At 46.9% G+C, this 16,477-nt stretch carries 19 protein-coding genes and 1 pseudogene; 9 read left to right on the forward strand and 11 right to left on the reverse strand.

Annotation, left to right across the window (positions count from 1 at the left end):
• Window position 1: 1 nt before the first annotated feature.
• The 4 genes and pseudogenes from FIU95_RS18720 to FIU95_RS18735 form a co-directional block, all read right to left on the reverse strand.
• Window positions 2-601, reverse strand: a pseudogene (locus FIU95_RS18720) (IS3 family transposase); the annotation flags it as partial.
• Window positions 523-954, reverse strand: a complete 432-nt coding sequence (locus tag FIU95_RS21840) for an IS3 family transposase (protein ID WP_152455437.1) — start codon at window positions 952-954, stop codon at window positions 523-525. The pseudogene FIU95_RS18720 and the gene FIU95_RS21840, both read right to left, overlap by 79 nt.
• 81 nt (window positions 955-1,035) lie before the next feature.
• A complete protein-coding gene (locus FIU95_RS21845) occupies window positions 1,036-1,260 on the reverse strand; it encodes a transposase (RefSeq protein ID WP_152455439.1) in 225 nt (74 codons plus the stop codon).
• Window positions 1,261-1,533: 273 nt separating this feature from the next.
• Window positions 1,534-2,466 carry a DUF5996 family protein gene (locus tag FIU95_RS18735; RefSeq protein WP_152455441.1) on the reverse strand — a complete coding sequence of 311 codons (933 nt, stop codon included), beginning with the start codon at window positions 2,464-2,466 and terminating at the stop codon, window positions 1,534-1,536.
• 459 nt (window positions 2,467-2,925) lie between these two features.
• Here FIU95_RS18735 and FIU95_RS18740 point away from each other — a divergent pair, with 459 nt between their 5' ends.
• On the forward strand, window positions 2,926-3,522 hold the full coding sequence (locus tag FIU95_RS18740) for an alpha/beta fold hydrolase (protein WP_152455443.1): 597 nt from the start codon (window positions 2,926-2,928) through the stop codon (window positions 3,520-3,522).
• An 82-nt stretch (window positions 3,523-3,604) separates the two neighbouring features.
• Window positions 3,605-4,060 (forward strand): phosphate-starvation-inducible PsiE family protein, encoded by a 456-nt coding sequence (locus FIU95_RS18745; RefSeq protein ID WP_152455445.1) that lies wholly within the window; start codon window positions 3,605-3,607, stop codon window positions 4,058-4,060.
• 77 nt (window positions 4,061-4,137) lie between these two features.
• Here FIU95_RS18745 and FIU95_RS18750 read toward each other — a convergent pair whose 3' ends face one another.
• The 6 genes from FIU95_RS18750 to FIU95_RS18775 form a co-directional block, all read right to left on the reverse strand.
• Window positions 4,138-4,899 carry a TerC family protein gene (locus tag FIU95_RS18750; RefSeq protein WP_152455447.1) on the reverse strand — a complete coding sequence of 254 codons (762 nt, stop codon included), beginning with the start codon at window positions 4,897-4,899 and terminating at the stop codon, window positions 4,138-4,140.
• Between the two features lie 156 nt (window positions 4,900-5,055).
• Entirely contained in the window at window positions 5,056-5,442 is a 387-nt protein-coding gene (locus FIU95_RS18755; protein WP_152455449.1) for an STAS/SEC14 domain-containing protein, read from the reverse strand.
• A gap of 185 nt (window positions 5,443-5,627) precedes the next feature.
• Entirely contained in the window at window positions 5,628-5,942 is a 315-nt protein-coding gene (locus FIU95_RS18760) for a DUF2007 domain-containing protein (RefSeq protein ID WP_152455451.1), read from the reverse strand.
• Window positions 5,943-6,021: 79 nt separating this feature from the next.
• Complete coding sequence (locus FIU95_RS18765) at window positions 6,022-6,420, reverse strand: hypothetical protein (protein WP_152455453.1); 399 nt, start codon at window positions 6,418-6,420, stop codon at window positions 6,022-6,024.
• A gap of 233 nt (window positions 6,421-6,653) precedes the next feature.
• Window positions 6,654-8,162, reverse strand: a complete 1,509-nt coding sequence (locus tag FIU95_RS18770) for an aldehyde dehydrogenase (protein WP_152455455.1) — start codon at window positions 8,160-8,162, stop codon at window positions 6,654-6,656.
• A gap of 138 nt (window positions 8,163-8,300) precedes the next feature.
• Window positions 8,301-8,963 (reverse strand): fumarylacetoacetate hydrolase family protein, encoded by a 663-nt coding sequence (locus FIU95_RS18775; RefSeq protein WP_152455457.1) that lies wholly within the window; start codon window positions 8,961-8,963, stop codon window positions 8,301-8,303.
• 152 nt (window positions 8,964-9,115) lie between these two features.
• Between FIU95_RS18775 and serA the strand changes: the two genes are divergently transcribed.
• From serA to FIU95_RS18805, 6 genes are all read left to right on the forward strand, one after another.
• On the forward strand, window positions 9,116-10,363 hold the full coding sequence (gene serA / locus FIU95_RS18780; RefSeq protein WP_152455459.1) for a phosphoglycerate dehydrogenase: 1,248 nt from the start codon (window positions 9,116-9,118) through the stop codon (window positions 10,361-10,363).
• Window positions 10,364-10,572: 209 nt separating this feature from the next.
• Window positions 10,573-11,481: an EamA family transporter RarD gene (gene rarD, locus FIU95_RS18785; RefSeq protein WP_152455461.1), complete on the forward strand. Its 909-nt coding sequence runs from the start codon at window positions 10,573-10,575 to the stop codon at window positions 11,479-11,481.
• A gap of 74 nt (window positions 11,482-11,555) precedes the next feature.
• On the forward strand, window positions 11,556-12,632 hold the full coding sequence (locus tag FIU95_RS18790) for a sensor histidine kinase (protein WP_152455463.1): 1,077 nt from the start codon (window positions 11,556-11,558) through the stop codon (window positions 12,630-12,632).
• Window positions 12,629-13,411 carry a LytTR family DNA-binding domain-containing protein gene (locus FIU95_RS18795; RefSeq protein ID WP_152455465.1) on the forward strand — a complete coding sequence of 261 codons (783 nt, stop codon included), beginning with the start codon at window positions 12,629-12,631 and terminating at the stop codon, window positions 13,409-13,411. Before FIU95_RS18790 ends, FIU95_RS18795 begins: the two co-directional genes overlap by 4 nt.
• A gap of 258 nt (window positions 13,412-13,669) precedes the next feature.
• Window positions 13,670-14,629 carry an MBL fold metallo-hydrolase gene (locus tag FIU95_RS18800; RefSeq protein ID WP_152455467.1) on the forward strand — a complete coding sequence of 320 codons (960 nt, stop codon included), beginning with the start codon at window positions 13,670-13,672 and terminating at the stop codon, window positions 14,627-14,629.
• A complete protein-coding gene (locus tag FIU95_RS18805) occupies window positions 14,626-14,883 on the forward strand; it encodes a hypothetical protein (RefSeq protein WP_152455470.1) in 258 nt (85 codons plus the stop codon). The genes FIU95_RS18800 and FIU95_RS18805 overlap by 4 nt, the downstream gene beginning before the upstream one ends.
• A gap of 85 nt (window positions 14,884-14,968) precedes the next feature.
• Here FIU95_RS18805 and FIU95_RS18810 read toward each other — a convergent pair whose 3' ends face one another.
• Window positions 14,969-15,349: a VOC family protein gene (locus tag FIU95_RS18810; RefSeq protein ID WP_152455472.1), complete on the reverse strand. Its 381-nt coding sequence runs from the start codon at window positions 15,347-15,349 to the stop codon at window positions 14,969-14,971.
• 408 nt (window positions 15,350-15,757) lie between these two features.
• Between FIU95_RS18810 and FIU95_RS18815 the strand changes: the two genes are divergently transcribed.
• Window positions 15,758-16,471: a DUF4386 domain-containing protein gene (locus FIU95_RS18815; protein ID WP_152455474.1), complete on the forward strand. Its 714-nt coding sequence runs from the start codon at window positions 15,758-15,760 to the stop codon at window positions 16,469-16,471.
• The last annotated feature ends 6 nt before the right edge of the window (window positions 16,472-16,477 follow it).

Raw genomic sequence — 16,477 nt, forward strand, 5'->3', positions numbered from 1 at the left:
ATTATGTCAATCCCGATACCAAGGGAGAAGCCTCCCCCCTTGAAGTAGACGCTACCTTATATTCATCTTGTGCGGCCATTCTTTCATATTCATCTGGGCTTTTGAACCCAAGTGAACTGTGTCTTCTCTTCAAGTTATAGTATCTATCAAGGTACCAAGATAAGTTAGCCCTAAAATCCTCAACAGACTCAAAGTAAAATCCTTTGATACTCTCAGTTTTCAGTGTCTGAAAAAATGACACTGCATACACATTGTCATTCATAAACCCTGGTCGACTTATGCTCGGCTCAATACTTAGCTCTTTGAGTCGGTTTTGGTATGCATAAGCACCGTACTCAGACCCACGGTCACTGTGAAATATTAGATCTGATTCTTTCCTTCTGCGACGGACAGCTGTATTTAGCACTGACAGTGTTAATTTAACGGTTCGAGTATTTGACATTTCCCAACCCACCACTTTTCGAGAGTAAAGATCAAAAATTACAGCTAAATATTGCCACTGACCATTGATCTTCAGATAGGTCACATCACCTGCCCAATGAGAGTCTGGTTTAGTCGGCATACCATGCTCTCGTTGTAAACTTTCAACCTTAATACAAGGATTTCCAGGTAATGGGCGTCGACGAAGATCCTTCCTGCTTTCCCCACGATTCCAGCCTCTCGCATAAGGCGTTCAACTCGTTTGTGATTTATTCGCTCACCATTAGCTTTCAGTTCTGCGCTAATTCTTCGACTTCCATAATTACCATTATGCTGTATGTAGAGGGTCTCTATACACCCTAGAATTCGCTTATTTTCTATGTCTTGAGCACTCTCAATACGATTAAGCCATTTATAAAACCCCTGAGGCGAAATATCCAAATATCTACACAAGTACCTGACACCAAAGTCCCACCGATTGTGGGCTATGAACGAGAATCTTTCAGCTTTTGATCTTTCAGGTACGCTTCTCACTTTTTTAGGGGATCATTCTCCTTCTGTAATGTCTCAACCTGCTTTCTTAGACGTTTTATTTCTTTATCATCAGTCTGATGACTAAAGTTTCGCTGTCTTCGTCATACTTATTCTACGGCTAGGCTTCTCAACCAACTTGCCTTCTCTACTTTCTTGTCTCCATCTATACACCATTACTGGACGTAGGCCAATGATGTTGGCGATAGTTGTCGTATCTGCTTTCAGTTGATTAGTGAGTGCGACCACTCTAACTTTAAACTCTGCTGAGTATTCAACAACACGTTCTTCGCTCAATATTTTCGGCATTTTCTTCTACCCTATTCAAAAGGTAGGCGTCTACTCCATGGGAGAGGGTTTCACTAGCGATTGAAAAATAAAGCCTCTTCAATTCATATCCTTGATATACCACACCATTGGAAGTGTGATATTCAAGCTCTCAAACCAATTTCTTATAGTCAATGCAAAAGCGAAATAATAAAACATTAATACTGAGTTTAAAAAGCCCTGAAATTCCCCAACTATCAAAATGAACAATCAACCCACTCTTATGTAAGTATCCCCTACACTAATCCCTTTTATTTAAAAATTTTTCTCTAGAGCACTCCGATCCCACTTACCAGTGCTCGCAGCGGCTTCGTAGGTACTCTGCAGAAAAGTCATTAATGTTTCATCTGGAGAAGTTGATCTCCTAACCTCATCATAGGGAAGGATAAACTCAGCCAATTCTTTTGAATAAAAAGCCGCATCCGGTTTAACCTTTTTATCCGCAAATTTCTCAGATGCAGGATAAGTGTAAGAATAAAATGCCGCATCCTCAAAACCACCTCCACCCGGCCAAAATCCGGCACTGCTGACTTCATGAGAGTATGCCTCTTGTGCAACCCAGTCAGGGAAGTTTGGTACTCCACCGGGATGCAGAGGCGCCTCTCGGCCAGAAAATCGCGTAACCGCTAAGTCAAAACTCCCCCAAAAAAAATGTACAGGGCTACACTTTCCTATAAATCGTGCGCGGAAATCTTTGAATATCCTATCTATTTGGACTAATGCTTGCCAGAAACGTGTGACAAATTTTGAGTCATATTGACAATGCTCCACATCCTCTTCGAAAGGAGTCCCATTGGCAATTTCACTTGGCGTGGTATAAATATCAACAGAAAGGCCAAGGTCTTTCATTGTACTCATGATCTTCATATAAAAATCTGCAACACACATCGGCCTTAATGGTATCTTCTGTTTTCCACCGTCGCTAACCAGTATTGATAATTGATGATCAAGGAGATCAAATTCAACTGAAAAAGCCCTTCCTCCATAAGGAATAAGAGAGCTATTCAACCCTCTTGCGGTAACATAAAATGGCACATGCCAGGAATGATTGGTCCAGGGTGACTGAACCAAGCGAATCTTGCCAATGACCTGTGTCCACAGATGTAATGTAGCTGCAGTATCTGACCAATCTTGAAAGTGAAGCTCTGGCCAATCTGTGTTTTTTGAACGATTAAAAGGCGCTTTCATGCTCTACTCCAATTATTCATGTAATAAAACTCTCAAGGACACACTGCCTTCTATATAAACAGCTACAACACCTAGCTGGTCTTTATAAGCTGAATCAACAACTTCTTAGGGTTTAAGACATTTTAACTAGCAGAATTCCTGGAAAGACCCTTAGAAATAGTGCTTAAAACCCATGATTAAAAGTATAAAAGCGTCACAAATTTATGAGCCCAGCAAAAGTGGACCCCATATGAAAAAGAAAATAGCGACTTAAGAATACAGATTAGACATATAAAAGGTACTTGACCAATTCAGCAAATTCATTTCTCAAAGCTTACACCCAGGATAACGTCACAGTCTCCTAAGAAAACCACTTCTTCACGTTGGTGAGTTGCGAACTACACTCTTTATCCAAGCTATTAAGCAACCAACTTGTTCTTACGCCACTCCAACTCAAAATAAACTAACACGCGTCAAACAATGCGCCAGAAAAGCCACACTGTTCTACTAATTCCTGGAATTTTTGATCGTGGTAATGCTCTCTTAAGAATGCAGCGCGCACTCGCTGAAACTGGCTTTGACGCCCATTATATTCATTTGCGCTACAACTCAGGCTGGCATGGCATGGAACACCTTTCGGCCCAGTTAATGGCAAAAATGGAAAAGATACTGAACGAAGAGGAGACCTGTACACTGGTGGGATTCAGCATGGGAGGAATTGTCGCTCGTTATTATTTACAAGCCATGAGTGGTATTAGCAGAGTACATAAGTTTATATCTATTGCCTCCCCACACCACGGCAGCTATTGGGCAAACTTTCTACCATACAAGGGTGGGCAGCAACTGCGTATCGGTAGTGACTTCCTGAATTCGCTGAACAGCTCGATGCACTTGTTAGAAGAAACCGATCCCGTCTCGATTTGGACCAAATACGATATCACAATAATGCCACACAGTAGTGCTCAACTGGGAGTAGGCATTTCTTATGAAGTTCCAGTCATCTTGCATCGGCTGATGCCAATGAGCAGCAAGGTTATTTCACTAATGAAAAATGAAGTGATAACCGGCATGAAATAGATATATAGGATACTTATGACATTGAAGAATAAGCATTTAAATTCAATTACAAAATACAGGGCATTGGCCTAGGGAGTCAATTATGGCTAATCCGGAGCAAGAGCCCAGCCAACCGGAAAGTGCTGTACACAATTATTATCGTAAATTTGAAAGTTTTATCGCCCTTCTGCTCACCTTTATTATTATTGTAATTGTTATAGTTGCTATCAGCCGTTTAGCTTATTCCGTGTATTCCATGCTGCTAGTTGGCATGAAGGATCCTCTCGATCACAAAGTTTTTCAGACTATTTTTGGTGAAATTATTACTTTATTGATTGCACTGGAATTCAGTCATACTCTGCAATATGTAGTAACCAGACAGCAGAGTATTATTCAAACTACTGTCGTGGTTTTAATTGCCATACTAGCACTTGCACGTAAATTTATAATCCTGGATCTGGATAAGGTTAGCGCGGGGGAACTACTGGGACTTGCGGCTGCAACACTAGCCTTGGGTCTGACCTACCTGATTCTAAAGATCAAGAGAAATAACTATTAGATTTTATTAAGTAAAAATCGCCATATAATTGAGCGAAACGGAGCTTCACCGCTCGCCCAATTAATATTTATCATCAATTATTCGCTATTATCCCGCAAAGAATGATGTAACTGTACCGGTGCTGTCTTACTCTTTTTCTTACTACGCAGGCGCAAATTAAGCATTTCCACTGCCATTGAGAATGCCATGGCAAAATAGATGTAACCTTTGGGCACATGCACATCGAAACCTTCCACGACCAAGGTCAATCCCACCATAATCAGAAACGCCAACGCCAGAATTTTAACGGTGGGATGACGATCGACGAAATCACCTATCGGTTTGGCGGCAACCAACATAACCATCACCGCCAGGACAATTGCGATCGCCATAATGGAAATTTCATCGACCAGCCCTACAGCGGTAATCACTGAATCGAGTGAGAATACGATATCGAGAATGGCAATCTGTAGGAGAACCATGCCAAAGCCGGCTGTCCCCAGAGTTGCTGCATCAGTCTCATCACCTTCCAGACTGTTGTGAATCTCATGGGTGGCTTTACCGATCAGAAATAAACCGCCTCCGACCAAAATTATATCGCGCCCGGATATCTCCATAGAAAAAACACTAAATAACGGCTCTACTAGCCCCATAATCCAGAAAATAGAAAACAACAATGCCAGGCGTGTCACCATGGCAAGCGTCAGGCCGATAAAACGTGCAGGCTCTCTCTGCTTGGGAGGCAAGCGTCCGACGAGAATTGAAATAAAAATAACATTATCGATTCCTAGCACTATTTCCAACGCCGCCAACGTGGCCAAAGCAATCCAGGCCTCCGGGCTGGCTACCCACTCGAACATAAACAATTCCTTTCCTATTAGCTATTCTTATCAACCCCACCCAATATAAATAAAGTTAACAAATAAAAGTTTTATTTATTTTTTTAAATAATTGACGTTCTTTATCACCTATAAAGTCAATAAATCTGCAAGGAAATTAGGCAATCAAAAACCGTTCTACTTCTCCCCAAGCAACCAAGCCATGGCATCTTCCTCTGAATCAAACACTTTGTATTCACCTCCTATGAACCAGCTGCCTACTTTACTGGCGATTTTCATCCAGCGTTTATCGGAGATAACGGCAATTCGGTTGAAATCGCGTCCATGAGATAGGCCCAATTTTAAGTCATCCCAAGCAGCGCGAGGCTCCCAACCTTCTAACTCGCTGGCATCCATCAAACAATCTATTTTGGGGTTTTCTACTCCAGCAAGGGCAGAATTGAGCATGGGGACCATGGTTTTATAATCTTCATGAGTCAGCTTTCCGCGGGCCCGCAGTGTCAAAAAGAAATGATTTCCATGCTGCTCCAACCCAATAGAAACACCGTGAGGTAGATCGCTCATAAGTCACCCTGAAAATAAAAATAATGCTGGTTTTACTGTATGAACTGCGAATAAATTTACACAATAAAGAACTAAAAATTGGCAAATTTCTTTCGGATAACTTTAGATTGCTTATTCTAATATGCCTTAATTTCAAGCAATAACTATTAACTGATTTCTATTTTTTCTGAAAATGATTTAGCGAACTAGTCTTTGCTGACAGCTGGCCTTGTCTTACCACATTGCCAACAATAATCGAATGCCGCCCCATTGTCTTCTCCACAATCGAGGCAGGACCATCCAATCTGTTCAGCCTCGGCATCTTGTAACAACTGGCACGCGTGTTCGTAATCTCGATCACGCTCAAGCCAAAGCTCCAGCCAGGCTTGGCTGGGCGCCAACTCCCCAGATGCTCCCTGCGCAAATTCATTCTTTAATTTGACCGCTATACCGGCAACTTCCAGGCGACTTTTTGCCAGCTCTACCAAGAGGCGGTTTTCATGGGTATAAATCAATTTCATAGCGTAAGAGGTCCTTTTCCAGAACCCCCAGATTACCCACAACCAGTGGAACTAGCCAAACAAATATCTTCTACGGTTCTCACTGCTCTGCCGAAGCCGAGCAGTCGACATGCCTGCAGTATTCATCATGGGGAACAGTGATAATTTCCAGGACATTTTCCACGGAATTGAGCGCATTCCGGCTATTGATAAGAACCCGCCCGGAGCGACTGGCAATATACTCGAGCACAGCCCTACCTCTGTTGCTTTTGTACATTGCTAAAAGCTGTCCCTTTTCCACCGCATCGCCGTGGCTGACGAATACTTCCATCCAATTTCCAACCAGGCTGTGAACCTGTGTATTGCGTACGGCTTGTGCGTAGATTCGTTCCGCACTGACCAGCCCAGCAATCTCTCCAAACCTGGGGGCCTCCGCTGCCCGTAAAGTTGTTATTCCGCTTGCCGCCAGGATAACGATAAACAGGCAGATTTTTCTCAAGCCAAATCTCCTCAAACTGGTTTATTTCGCAACTCAAACCCAAATAGGGCGCTATGTCGTCGAAGGCTTTTATAGAGGGCGATAACTTAGGTATAGCTGACTAGAAAAATCACGCCAGATAGAGCACCCAGGTGACAGTCAAAAGAGGGAACGGGACAGAAAAATATAGATAGGGAGGGTCAAAAAAAGGGCCACAATTAGTGGCCCTTTTTCCAATCTATGCTAAGGGGTGTCTAGCTTAGATCAATCCAGGTAGATTTCAGCTCACAATACTTATCCAGGGCGTGCAGGGACTTGTCGCGGCCATTCCCTGACTGCTTAAAGCCGCCGAAGGGCACGGTGATATCCCCGCCAAAGTAATTGTTCACCCACACTGAACCCGCATAGATATCACGGGCCATACGGTGGGCACGGCCCAGGTTGTTGGTCCAGATACCCGCCGCCAGGCCATAGATGGAGTCATTGGCGATAGCGAGCGCTTCCTCTTCGGTCTCGAACTCAATAACCGACAATACCGGGCCGAAGATCTCCTCCCTGGCGATCGTCATATCACCGGTCACATTGCGGAAAACGGTGGGCTCGTAATAGTAGCCACCGGCTACTTCATCCACCGGCTTGCCACCACAAACCAGTTGCGCGCCCTGTTCCAAACCCTTCGCTACATAGAACTCGACGGTGTCGAACTGGCTGCGATCAATCAGTGCGCCCATTGCAGTATTCGGGTCTTGTGGGTGACCAGGCTTAAAGCGCTCAGCGGCCTTGCTTACCTTTTGAATAAACTCATCGGCAATGCTCTTTTCCACCAACAGGCGCGAACCGGCGGTGCAAGTTTCTCCCTGGTTGTAGAAAATTGCCAATGCCGCGGCATCGGCAGCTTTATCCAGGTCCGCATCAGCAAAAACGATATTCGGGCTCTTTCCACCCAGCTCTAAGAAAGTACGCTTTAAGTTTGACTGGCCAGAGTACTCAGTGAGGGTCTTGCCCACTTCGGTGGAACCGGTGAAGGTGAGGCAGTCGATGTCCATATGCAGGCCCAATGCCTTGCCCAAGCTGCTGCCGGGACCCGGTAGTACATTCAGGACGCCATCGGGCAGGCCCGCTTCCTTGGCCAGGCCGGCCAATTTAATCGCTGTCAGCGGGGTATTAGAGGCTGGCTTAAGAATTACGCTGTTGCCGGTGGCCAGAGCCGGGCCCAGCTTCCAGGCCGTGGTGGACAGTGGGAAGTTCCAGGGGACAATCGCCGCCACCACCCCCAGAGGCATACGAGTGACCAGCCCTAACTCACCAGGGCCCGTGGGTGCCACCTCATCATAGATTTTATCAATGGCCTCGCCGCTCCAGCGAATAGTGGTGGCCGCACCGGGGACATCTACGGCCATGGTGTCACCGATAGGCTTACCCGCATCCAAGCTTTCCAGCAGGGCAACTTCAACCAGGCGCTCTTCGATCAGGTCGGCGAAGCGCACCAGGATTTTCTTGCGTTGCATCGGTGGCATTTTTGACCAGACACCGGACTCAAAGGTCTCCCGCGCCACACGCACGGCCAAGTCGGCATCCTGTGGGCCACAGCTGCTGATTTGTGCCAGCTCATCGCCATTGGCGGGGTTATAGGTGGCGCGGGTTTCCCCCGATAGGGCATCCACATACTCGCCATTGATAAAGGCACGGCCTTCGATCTTGAGAGAGGCCGCCAGGGCCTGCCACTCCTGCAGGTTTTGCGGGATGTTATTTTTTTCTGTCATGGCACACCTCGTCTGAGACTGTTAGTTTTTTCAGGTTATATCGAAAATGTGATCACAAATCAAAAAGAATGATGGCACGGTGGGCTTTAAAGGGTACGAACCAAGGCGGCCGGATACGGGTCAGAGCCGCCCACGGAATTACACGACCGTCGTCTCCACCTGCAACCAATCATCCTGAAGCTGCATCATCAGCTTGTCACCGTGATGCAACTCACCGACACCCGCCGGCGTACCAGTCAGTACCACATCGCCGGGCTCCAGAGTGAAGAAGCTGCTGATATAAGCCACCAGATCTAAAATTGGAGTGAGCATATGCTCAGTTTTGCCGCGCTGACGCAGCTCGCCGTTTAGCCATAGAGAGTAACTAAGCTTGTCCCAATCCGGCAGCCAGTCCAGTTTGACAAAAGGAGAGAGTGGACAGGAGTTATCGAAGCCCTTGGCCTTTTCCCAGGGGTGCCCGGCCTGCTTTAGCGTCGCTTGCAGATCGCGCAGGGTCAGGTCTAGTGAGAGTCCCAATCCAGCGATGGCGGGGGATACTTCCGTGGCATTGGCATTGCACAGTTTTTCACCCATTAGCAGTGCCAGTTCGCCCTCAAAGTGACAGCTGCCCCGCCCTGTGGGCAGATGAATAGGCTCGGCCATCTCTACCGCCGCAGTGGCAGGCTTGATAAACAGCAATGGCTCTTCCGGCACTGGGTTATTCAGTTCCGCGGCGTGGTCGGCGTAGTTACGCCCCACACAGATAATCTTGCCCAGCTTGTAAGGAACTTCACTGCCACAAGTAAATTGGTGTTGGTACATAAATAAATAAGATAGTTAGGATAGAAATTTCGAATAAAGCGATATAAGCAGCATGTGCTATGATCGCGCCTTCGCCAGACTTCGGCACATCTATTAGAAGTGGCAAAGCACTTTTTACACCGCGTTATTCGCACTCAGTGAAGAGATAGTTTATGGCTCCGCACAATTCCGATCAAAAAAAGTCCCTGCAAAAAGACAAGATTCGCATCCTGCTGCTGGAAGGTGTACACCAGTCGGCGATCGACCTGCTGACCTCGCGTGGCTACACCAATGTGGAGTATTTGAAAACTTCACTGCCCGAAGACCAATTGATCGAAAAGATCGCGGATGCCCACTTTATCGGTATTCGTTCACGCACCCAGCTGACCCGCAAGGTATTGGAAAATGCCACCAAACTGATTGCCGTCGGTTGTTTCTGTATTGGCACCAACCAGGTGGATCTGCAGGCGGCAACCGAGCTCGGTATCGCTGTATTTAACGCGCCCTATTCCAACACCCGCAGTGTGGCAGAACTGATCATCGCCGAGACCATTTTTATGCTGCGCGGGATTCCCGAAAAGAATGCAGTGTGCCACCGCGGTGGCTGGCTCAAGTCTGCGGTTGGCTCCTTCGAGGCTCGCGGCAAGACCCTGGGCATTATCGGCTACGGCGCCATTGGTTCGCAGGTTTCGGTCATGGCGGAAGCCATCGGTATGCGGGTGAAATTTTACGATGTCATCACCAAGCTACCGCTGGGTAATGCCAGCCAGGTGGGCTCCCTGGAAGAGTTACTACGCGAGTCCGATGTGGTTTCCCTGCATGTACCCGAGCTGCCCTCTACCAAGATGATGATAGGAAAAGAGCAGATAACGCAGATGAAACCCGGGGCGATTCTGTTGAATGCCTCCCGCGGTACCGTGGTGGATATTGAGGCTTTGGCGGAGGCCCTCAATAGCAAGCACCTGGCCGGCGCCGCTATCGATGTGTTCCCAGTAGAGCCCCGCGGCAATGACGACGAGTTTGTCTCACCACTGCGCGGCATCGACAACGCCCTGCTTACTCCCCATGTGGGTGGCTCCACCATGGAGGCGCAGGAGAATATCGGCACCGAGGTAGCGGAAAAGCTGGCGCACTACTCCGATAACGGCACCACCACCAGCTCTGTGAACTTCCCCGAGGTGGCACTGCCAGGACATGCAGGTACCCACCGCCTGCTGCATATCCACAAAAACGTCCCTGGCGTTCTGAGCGCGATCAACCAGGTATTCTCAGAAAATGCCATCAACATCTCCGCCCAGTACCTGCAGACTAACGAGACAGTGGGCTATGTGGTGATTGATGTGGATGCAGCCTACTCAGACCTGGCCCTGGAGAAGCTGAAGAATATTCCCGGCACCCTACGCTGCCGTGTATTGTTCTAATACGTTTTAAAGCCCCTTTGGACGGGTGTGCAGTCCCTCTGCCGCCCGTCTTTTAGCGCCTTCGGCTGGTCGATAAAAGGATTGATCCACCCTGGCGCTCACTTCTACAATAGCAACTCCTATTCTATCTCTGTTGGCTCAGTGCCACACGCAACCCCTCGCGTGCCCTGGCCCAAGCCGACATCATATTTTTCATAGCAGGTGTCCCCTTGCGTACTAACGATACCGCCACCACCGGTCTGCTCGCTGGCGTTGCCGCCTTCCTGATTTGGGGGCTGGCTCCGCTCTACTTCAACCAGCTGCAGGGCATCCCCGCGGCGGAAATCCTCGCCCACCGCAGTATCTGGTCGCTGGCTCTGGCACTGCTGATTATGCTGCTATTGGGCAAGCTGCCCACTCTCAAGGCCACGCTGCGCGATGGTAAAAAAGTGCGCACCCTCGCCCTCACCACTGCACTGATCGGTGGTAACTGGCTGGTCTTTATCTGGGCTATCAACAACGGTCACCTGTTGGAGAGCAGCCTCGGTTACTACATCAACCCACTGCTCAATATTGTGCTCGGCGTTTTGTTCCTTGGGGAAAAACTGCGCCGGCTGCAATGGCTAGCGGTCGCACTTGCTGCCATGGGAATCATTCATGAACTTTGGCAGTTTGGGCGGGTGCCGGTAATTGCTCTATTCCTGGCGGGATCTTTCGCGCTCTATGGGCTTGCGCGCAAACGCGCCCCGGTAGAGAGCCTCACCGGCCTCGCCGTGGAAACCCTATTTATGATGCCGGTGGCATTGATCTACCTGTTCATGAGCACAAGTCCCACAAGTAATCTGCTACACAACAACTGGGAGTTGAACAGCCTGCTGCTTTTAGCCGGTCCTATTACCCTGGTGCCACTGCTGCTATTTACCATCGCCGCACGAAGGCTCAATTTATCTACCCTCGGCTTCCTGCAATATATCGGGCCCTCGCTGATGCTGGTGGTTGCCACACAGGTATTCGGAGAGCCATTCAGCGAAGGCAAACTCACCACCTTTATGTTTGTATGGGTGGGCCTAGCGCTCTACTCCATTGATGCCCTGGCGCAAAGGCGCAAACTCCATTTACAGGGCAAGGCCACACTCTAGGAAATAGGTTCCTCTAAGCTTCATATGCCCAAGTGTGTGAAAATGGCGGCTACCGAGAAGGATTAAATACCGTCATGCACCAGAGCTCTCAACGTTCAATTGACCTGCTGCCGCTACCCAGCCGGCAGCAGGTACTCACTGTACTGTTCGCTACACTGGTGTGGACCCTGCTGCTAGGGCTCTACTGGAAAGGCTCTTATCCAGAGCTGCTCGTTCGCACCTGCAGCTCGGCATCGGCTGCGCTGTTGTTTTACTGCCTGTTGGAACATTGGCCAAAGAAATTACCGCAATCATTACCTCGCTGGGTCCTTCAGGTTGGTGGCGTAGCTCTATCCATCCCCATGGCCTTACTGATGGTCTATGTGGGCACTACAAAAGAAGGTGAGCCCTCCTTTTGGCAAAACCACGACCAGCACCTAGGGTTTCTTGCCATTATGGTAAGCGGCATACTGTTTGCCCCCTGGATCGCCATGTCCGCCCTGTTGCGCCAGCGGGATGAAATAGTACGTGAGCAGGCCAGGCAATTTGAACGTGAACGGGGTGCCCTGGAGCGGCAGGCACTCGATAGTCGTTTGCGATTGTTACAGTCCCAGGTAACGCCGCACTTTCTTTTTAATACACTCGCCAATGTGCGCGAGCTGGTGGATTCCGCCTCTCCGCAGGCACCAGTATTGCTCGACAGTCTGATCACCTACTTACGAGCGAGCATTCCACAGCTGGATTCAGCCCAAAGTACTCTTGGTCAAGAGTTGTCCCTGGTAGAAGCTTACCTAGCTCTGATGCAAATGCGCATGCCTGATCGCCTGCAGTTTTCCATAGATGCCGATGAAAAGGTTCACTCACTACCCTGCCCCCCCTTGGCATTATTGACACTTATTGAAAATGCCGTGCGCCACGGCATAGACCCCAGTGAAATAGGTGGAGAAATAAAAGTCTGTGTACTCCTACACAAAGGTATATGCCGGGTACAAGTTCAAGATACCGGCGTTGGTTTACAGGGGTTAACCAGCGGGATGGGAACAGGTCTTTCAACATTGCGAGAACGTTTACGCCTTACTTTTGGAGAAGCAGCTTCGCTGGAGGTGTCTGCCCAACAACCTCACGGGCTACTCGCAGAAATTCTCTACCCTATCCCCGAGGAGCAGCGATGATACTGTGCACTGTTACTGCCCTGGTCGCCGATGACGAGCCTCTGCTGCGTCAGGCCCTTATTCGTAAACTTGCCGCTCATTGGCCTGAATTGGAAGTTGTAGCAGAGGCACGCAATGGCCGAGAAGCCATAGAGCTGTTTGAACTCCACCAGCCGGATATTTGCTTTCTCGATATCCAGATGCCCGGTATTACCGGTATTGAAGCCGCACAAGAGATAGGTCGCCGCGCTCATTTGATCTTTATTACCGCCTACGATCAATATGCCGTGAAAGCCTTCCAGCAAGGGGCCCTGGATTATCTGGTTAAGCCAGTAGAAAATGAACGGCTAGCCGATACCGTGTCTCGCCTGCAAGAACGTTTGCAAATGGAAAAACCCATAAGCAATACACAGATCTCTCTGGAACAACTAGCCGAACAACTTAGCAAACCGCATGTAAAATCTCACTTACGCTGGATTAAAGCCTCGGTTGGAAACACACTGCGTTTGATCTCAGTGGATGATATCCACTATTTACGATCCGATGAAAAATATACTCTGATAGCATGGAGTGAAAGGGGAGAGAAGATTTCTGAAGTACTAATTAGAGCTCCCTTGAAAGATCTTATTGACCAGCTGGATCCACAACTCTTCACACAAGTACATCGCTCAGTGGTAGTAAATTTAAATGCCATACAGTATGTAATTCGCGACGGAGACACTGCGCAAATTCATCTGAAGACCTGCAAAGAAGTCCTTCCTGTCAGCCGGCGATATATACACCTGTTTAAACAGATGTAATTAAGAAAGCATAAGAACCCCCACTGCCCTCTAATAAACATTTCTCTACTGCAAATACAGCATTCTTAGAGTTAACTCCAGAAAACAGCGCCTATTAAATAAGTCCAGGCCACATCATCGCCTCTAGTAATTTCCTATGCATCTTTGTCCATTTAAGAGTTATAAAGCGACTTAAATATTGATACGAAAAGACCTGATGGAAGTTTTACAAATCCGGGCTTACTCTTGGACTAATCAAAATCCACAGGCTGGCTAAAAATGCCAAAATTACTCATAGAAGCTTTCTTTACTACTCTCGCCCTATTAATCCTCTCGAATCATCTGGGGGCAGAGCAACCTGAATCTCTTCGACATTACCCCCCCTATGTGGAAGATGATGGCAAGATGCATATCTATTTTTGTGGCACCGGAACTCCCGATCCGGCCTATCAATGGTTGCGACACCCCGCCTGTGTAGCAATACGCAGTAGTGGAAAGCTTTTCCTTGTAGATGCGGGCGAAGGTGCGACAGCGCGCATCGGACAACTGGATCTTAACTTGGCACAAGTAGATCCCATATTTATTACTCACTGGCACTCCGATCACTTTGGTGGCTTGGCAATGGTGATCAATGAGTCCTGGTTTGTAGGCGCTAATAAGCCGATTAACGTCTATGGGCCCTATGGCATTTTTAATATTATGGAAGGAATAAAAAAGAGTTTTGAGCCTGATATTCTCTATAGATCTGCCAATAGACAGGGAATTCTCGATCCCGTTTTAGCTGTTGCCACTCCACATCTTATCAATATTGCTGGTGAACAGCCGGAAGTCATCCAGAAAGTCTGGAATCATGGAGACACAACAGTCTCTGTCTTCGCTGTGAATCATGAACCCGTATTTCCAGCATTTGGTTATGAAATACGCTTTAGCCCCTGTAAAGTTATTATCACCGGAGATACTCATGTATTCGATGGTTTGGAAAGTATTGAACGCGACGCCGACCTATTAATTTCTGAAGCTCTCAGCTATGCCCAATACATTAGTAAGCTCAAACAAACCGGAAATAATCGTAGAGCACGACTTCGTTATGAGAAAGCAAATCAAATCATTCACTATCACTCCAACACGTTGGATATTGCCAAAATGGCAACTAAAGCGGGAGTAAAATCTGTTGCCCTGACTCACCTTATCCCTCCCCCGGTAACGGAAGCCGATAAAAGGGATTTGTTGCCGGTATGAGTCAATACTATTCAGGCCCCATAAGGGTGATGGATGACCTGAATGAAATAGTCCTTTCCGATGGTGGGCGCGGACAATGCAAAGTTGAATACCCAACCAATCCAACCCCAATAGTACCTCTCCAAAAGTCATCTTCAGATCACAAGAAAAATTCAAGTAGAAACACTGCACCAGAGAATAGAGTTCAAAAAAAGAAGAAGAATAACGACTTAACAGATAAGAGAAAAAAAGAAAAAGATAGTGCAGAAAAGTAGCCGTTTTTTGAAAGCCTCATTTAATGACTGCCCAATGCAAAAGAATCATGCATTGGGCAGACATATATTAATTTCAGGGGCGATGTTAGCCAACTCGGTGTAGAGCGCAGAGCTTATTGCCATCGGGATCACGCAAATAGGCAATATACAATTTTCCAGCAACACCCTCACGTATTCCCGGAGGGTCTTCACAAGCAACTCCGCCGCTGGCAAGGCCTGCCTGATGCCATGCATCAGCTTCCTCAGTACTCTTCGCACTAAAACCAATGGTGCCGCCATTGGCATGAGTAGCCTCTTTCCCATCTATAGGCTTAGAAATTGCAAAGACACCTGTTTTGGTGAAGTAAAAGCAACGGCCCTTCTCATCAATAACACCAGGCTCATAGCCTAGGGCGCCTAAAACAGCATCATAAAATGCTTTAGACCGATGTATATCATTAGCACCAACCATAATATGGCTAAACATTACTTCCTCCTGCTCAATAGTAAATGACAAAGCAACCAGTCAATACATCTTCACACCGGATCGCCTAAGTAGCAATAACAGAATCTCTTGTTCCCTACCTTCTACGGTATGGCCAACACCTAACTTGACTGGATTTTGACCAACACTTTATCCCAGCATACCGCCATTCATCCCTCCCATTAAGCGTCTCATCAATTTCTAGATAGAAACAGTTATAAGGCGGAAATAAACTCTTATACATAAGAAGCCACAGAGGATAAATAATAGTCAACCATCAAAATATGATTTTCACATTGTAAATTAAATGACCAAAACTAATATCAGCTGCTATAAGCCAACTGAAATTATGCAAAGATCACATCGTAATAGTCTATGTATGGAACTCAAATAATTTCTTAGGAGCATAAAATGACCCAAAGAGAGTATGCCAGACTTTCTGGACTTGTATACTTATTAGCTGTTCTAACTGGCATGTTTGCTCTAATGTATGTTCCTTCTCAAATTCCGATAGTATGGGAGAACGCACCAGTAACAGTTAGCAATATCCTGAAGCAGGAATTCTTATGTAGACTAGGAATTTTGAGCGAGATACTTTGCTATATATTCTTTTTAATATTGCCAATAATTTTATATCGTCTACTGGAACCAGAAAATAGAAACATTGCCTTAATAATGGCTGTACTGGCCATAAGCAGTGTTCCATTTTCCCTCTTCAATGTTCTCAACAAAATTGACGCGCTCACTCTATTGAGCGGAGCACAATATCTCAACGCCTTCGTACAAGAACAAATATATGCACAAGTATTGCTACTCTTAAAATCATACAGCAATGGAATTCAAGTCATCCAAATACTTTGGGGCCTCTGGCTATTTCCTTTTGGATACCTGGTTTATAAATCAAATTTACTACCGAAAGTATTTGGCCTGCTATTAATGACTGGTTGCTTTGGTTATTTAATAAAATTCTTTGGAAGCCTACTTTTCCCTGAAACTGAAATTCCAGGATTTGTAAGGATTCCTGCATCTCTAGGTGAAATTGGAACCTGCCTATGGCTTTTACTCATGGGAGTTAGAGCGCAAGAAATAGAAACCAACTCAAACAAAGAAATAGTCGAACATTAAGTCTAG

It is taken from the genome of Microbulbifer sp. THAF38 (assembly GCF_009363535.1).
Classification (GTDB): domain Bacteria; phylum Pseudomonadota; class Gammaproteobacteria; order Pseudomonadales; family Cellvibrionaceae; genus Microbulbifer.

What these genes read in the sequence shown, in the direction of transcription:
- FIU95_RS21845 (WP_152455439.1), bottom strand. Translation starts at nt 1,260, where the DNA reads ATGCCGAAAATATTGAGCGAAGAACGTGTTGTTGAATACTCAGCAGAG.
- FIU95_RS18735 (WP_152455441.1), bottom strand. Translation starts at nt 2,466, where the DNA reads ATGAAAGCGCCTTTTAATCGTTCAAAAAACACAGATTGGCCAGAGCTT.
- FIU95_RS18740 (WP_152455443.1), top strand. Translation starts at nt 2,926, where the DNA reads ATGCGCCAGAAAAGCCACACTGTTCTACTAATTCCTGGAATTTTTGAT.
- FIU95_RS18745 (WP_152455445.1), top strand. Translation starts at nt 3,605, where the DNA reads ATGGCTAATCCGGAGCAAGAGCCCAGCCAACCGGAAAGTGCTGTACAC.
- FIU95_RS18750 (WP_152455447.1), bottom strand. Translation starts at nt 4,899, where the DNA reads ATGTTCGAGTGGGTAGCCAGCCCGGAGGCCTGGATTGCTTTGGCCACG.
- FIU95_RS18755 (WP_152455449.1), bottom strand. Translation starts at nt 5,442, where the DNA reads ATGAGCGATCTACCTCACGGTGTTTCTATTGGGTTGGAGCAGCATGGA.
- FIU95_RS18760 (WP_152455451.1), bottom strand. Translation starts at nt 5,942, where the DNA reads ATGAAATTGATTTATACCCATGAAAACCGCCTCTTGGTAGAGCTGGCA.
- FIU95_RS18770 (WP_152455455.1), bottom strand. Translation starts at nt 8,162, where the DNA reads ATGACAGAAAAAAATAACATCCCGCAAAACCTGCAGGAGTGGCAGGCC.
- FIU95_RS18775 (WP_152455457.1), bottom strand. Translation starts at nt 8,963, where the DNA reads ATGTACCAACACCAATTTACTTGTGGCAGTGAAGTTCCTTACAAGCTG.
- serA (WP_152455459.1), top strand. Translation starts at nt 9,116, where the DNA reads ATGGCTCCGCACAATTCCGATCAAAAAAAGTCCCTGCAAAAAGACAAG.
- FIU95_RS18790 (WP_152455463.1), top strand. Translation starts at nt 11,556, where the DNA reads ATGCACCAGAGCTCTCAACGTTCAATTGACCTGCTGCCGCTACCCAGC.
- FIU95_RS18795 (WP_152455465.1), top strand. Translation starts at nt 12,629, where the DNA reads ATGATACTGTGCACTGTTACTGCCCTGGTCGCCGATGACGAGCCTCTG.
- FIU95_RS18800 (WP_152455467.1), top strand. Translation starts at nt 13,670, where the DNA reads ATGCCAAAATTACTCATAGAAGCTTTCTTTACTACTCTCGCCCTATTA.
- FIU95_RS18805 (WP_152455470.1), top strand. Translation starts at nt 14,626, where the DNA reads ATGAGTCAATACTATTCAGGCCCCATAAGGGTGATGGATGACCTGAAT.
- FIU95_RS18810 (WP_152455472.1), bottom strand. Translation starts at nt 15,349, where the DNA reads ATGTTTAGCCATATTATGGTTGGTGCTAATGATATACATCGGTCTAAA.
- FIU95_RS18815 (WP_152455474.1), top strand. Translation starts at nt 15,758, where the DNA reads ATGACCCAAAGAGAGTATGCCAGACTTTCTGGACTTGTATACTTATTA.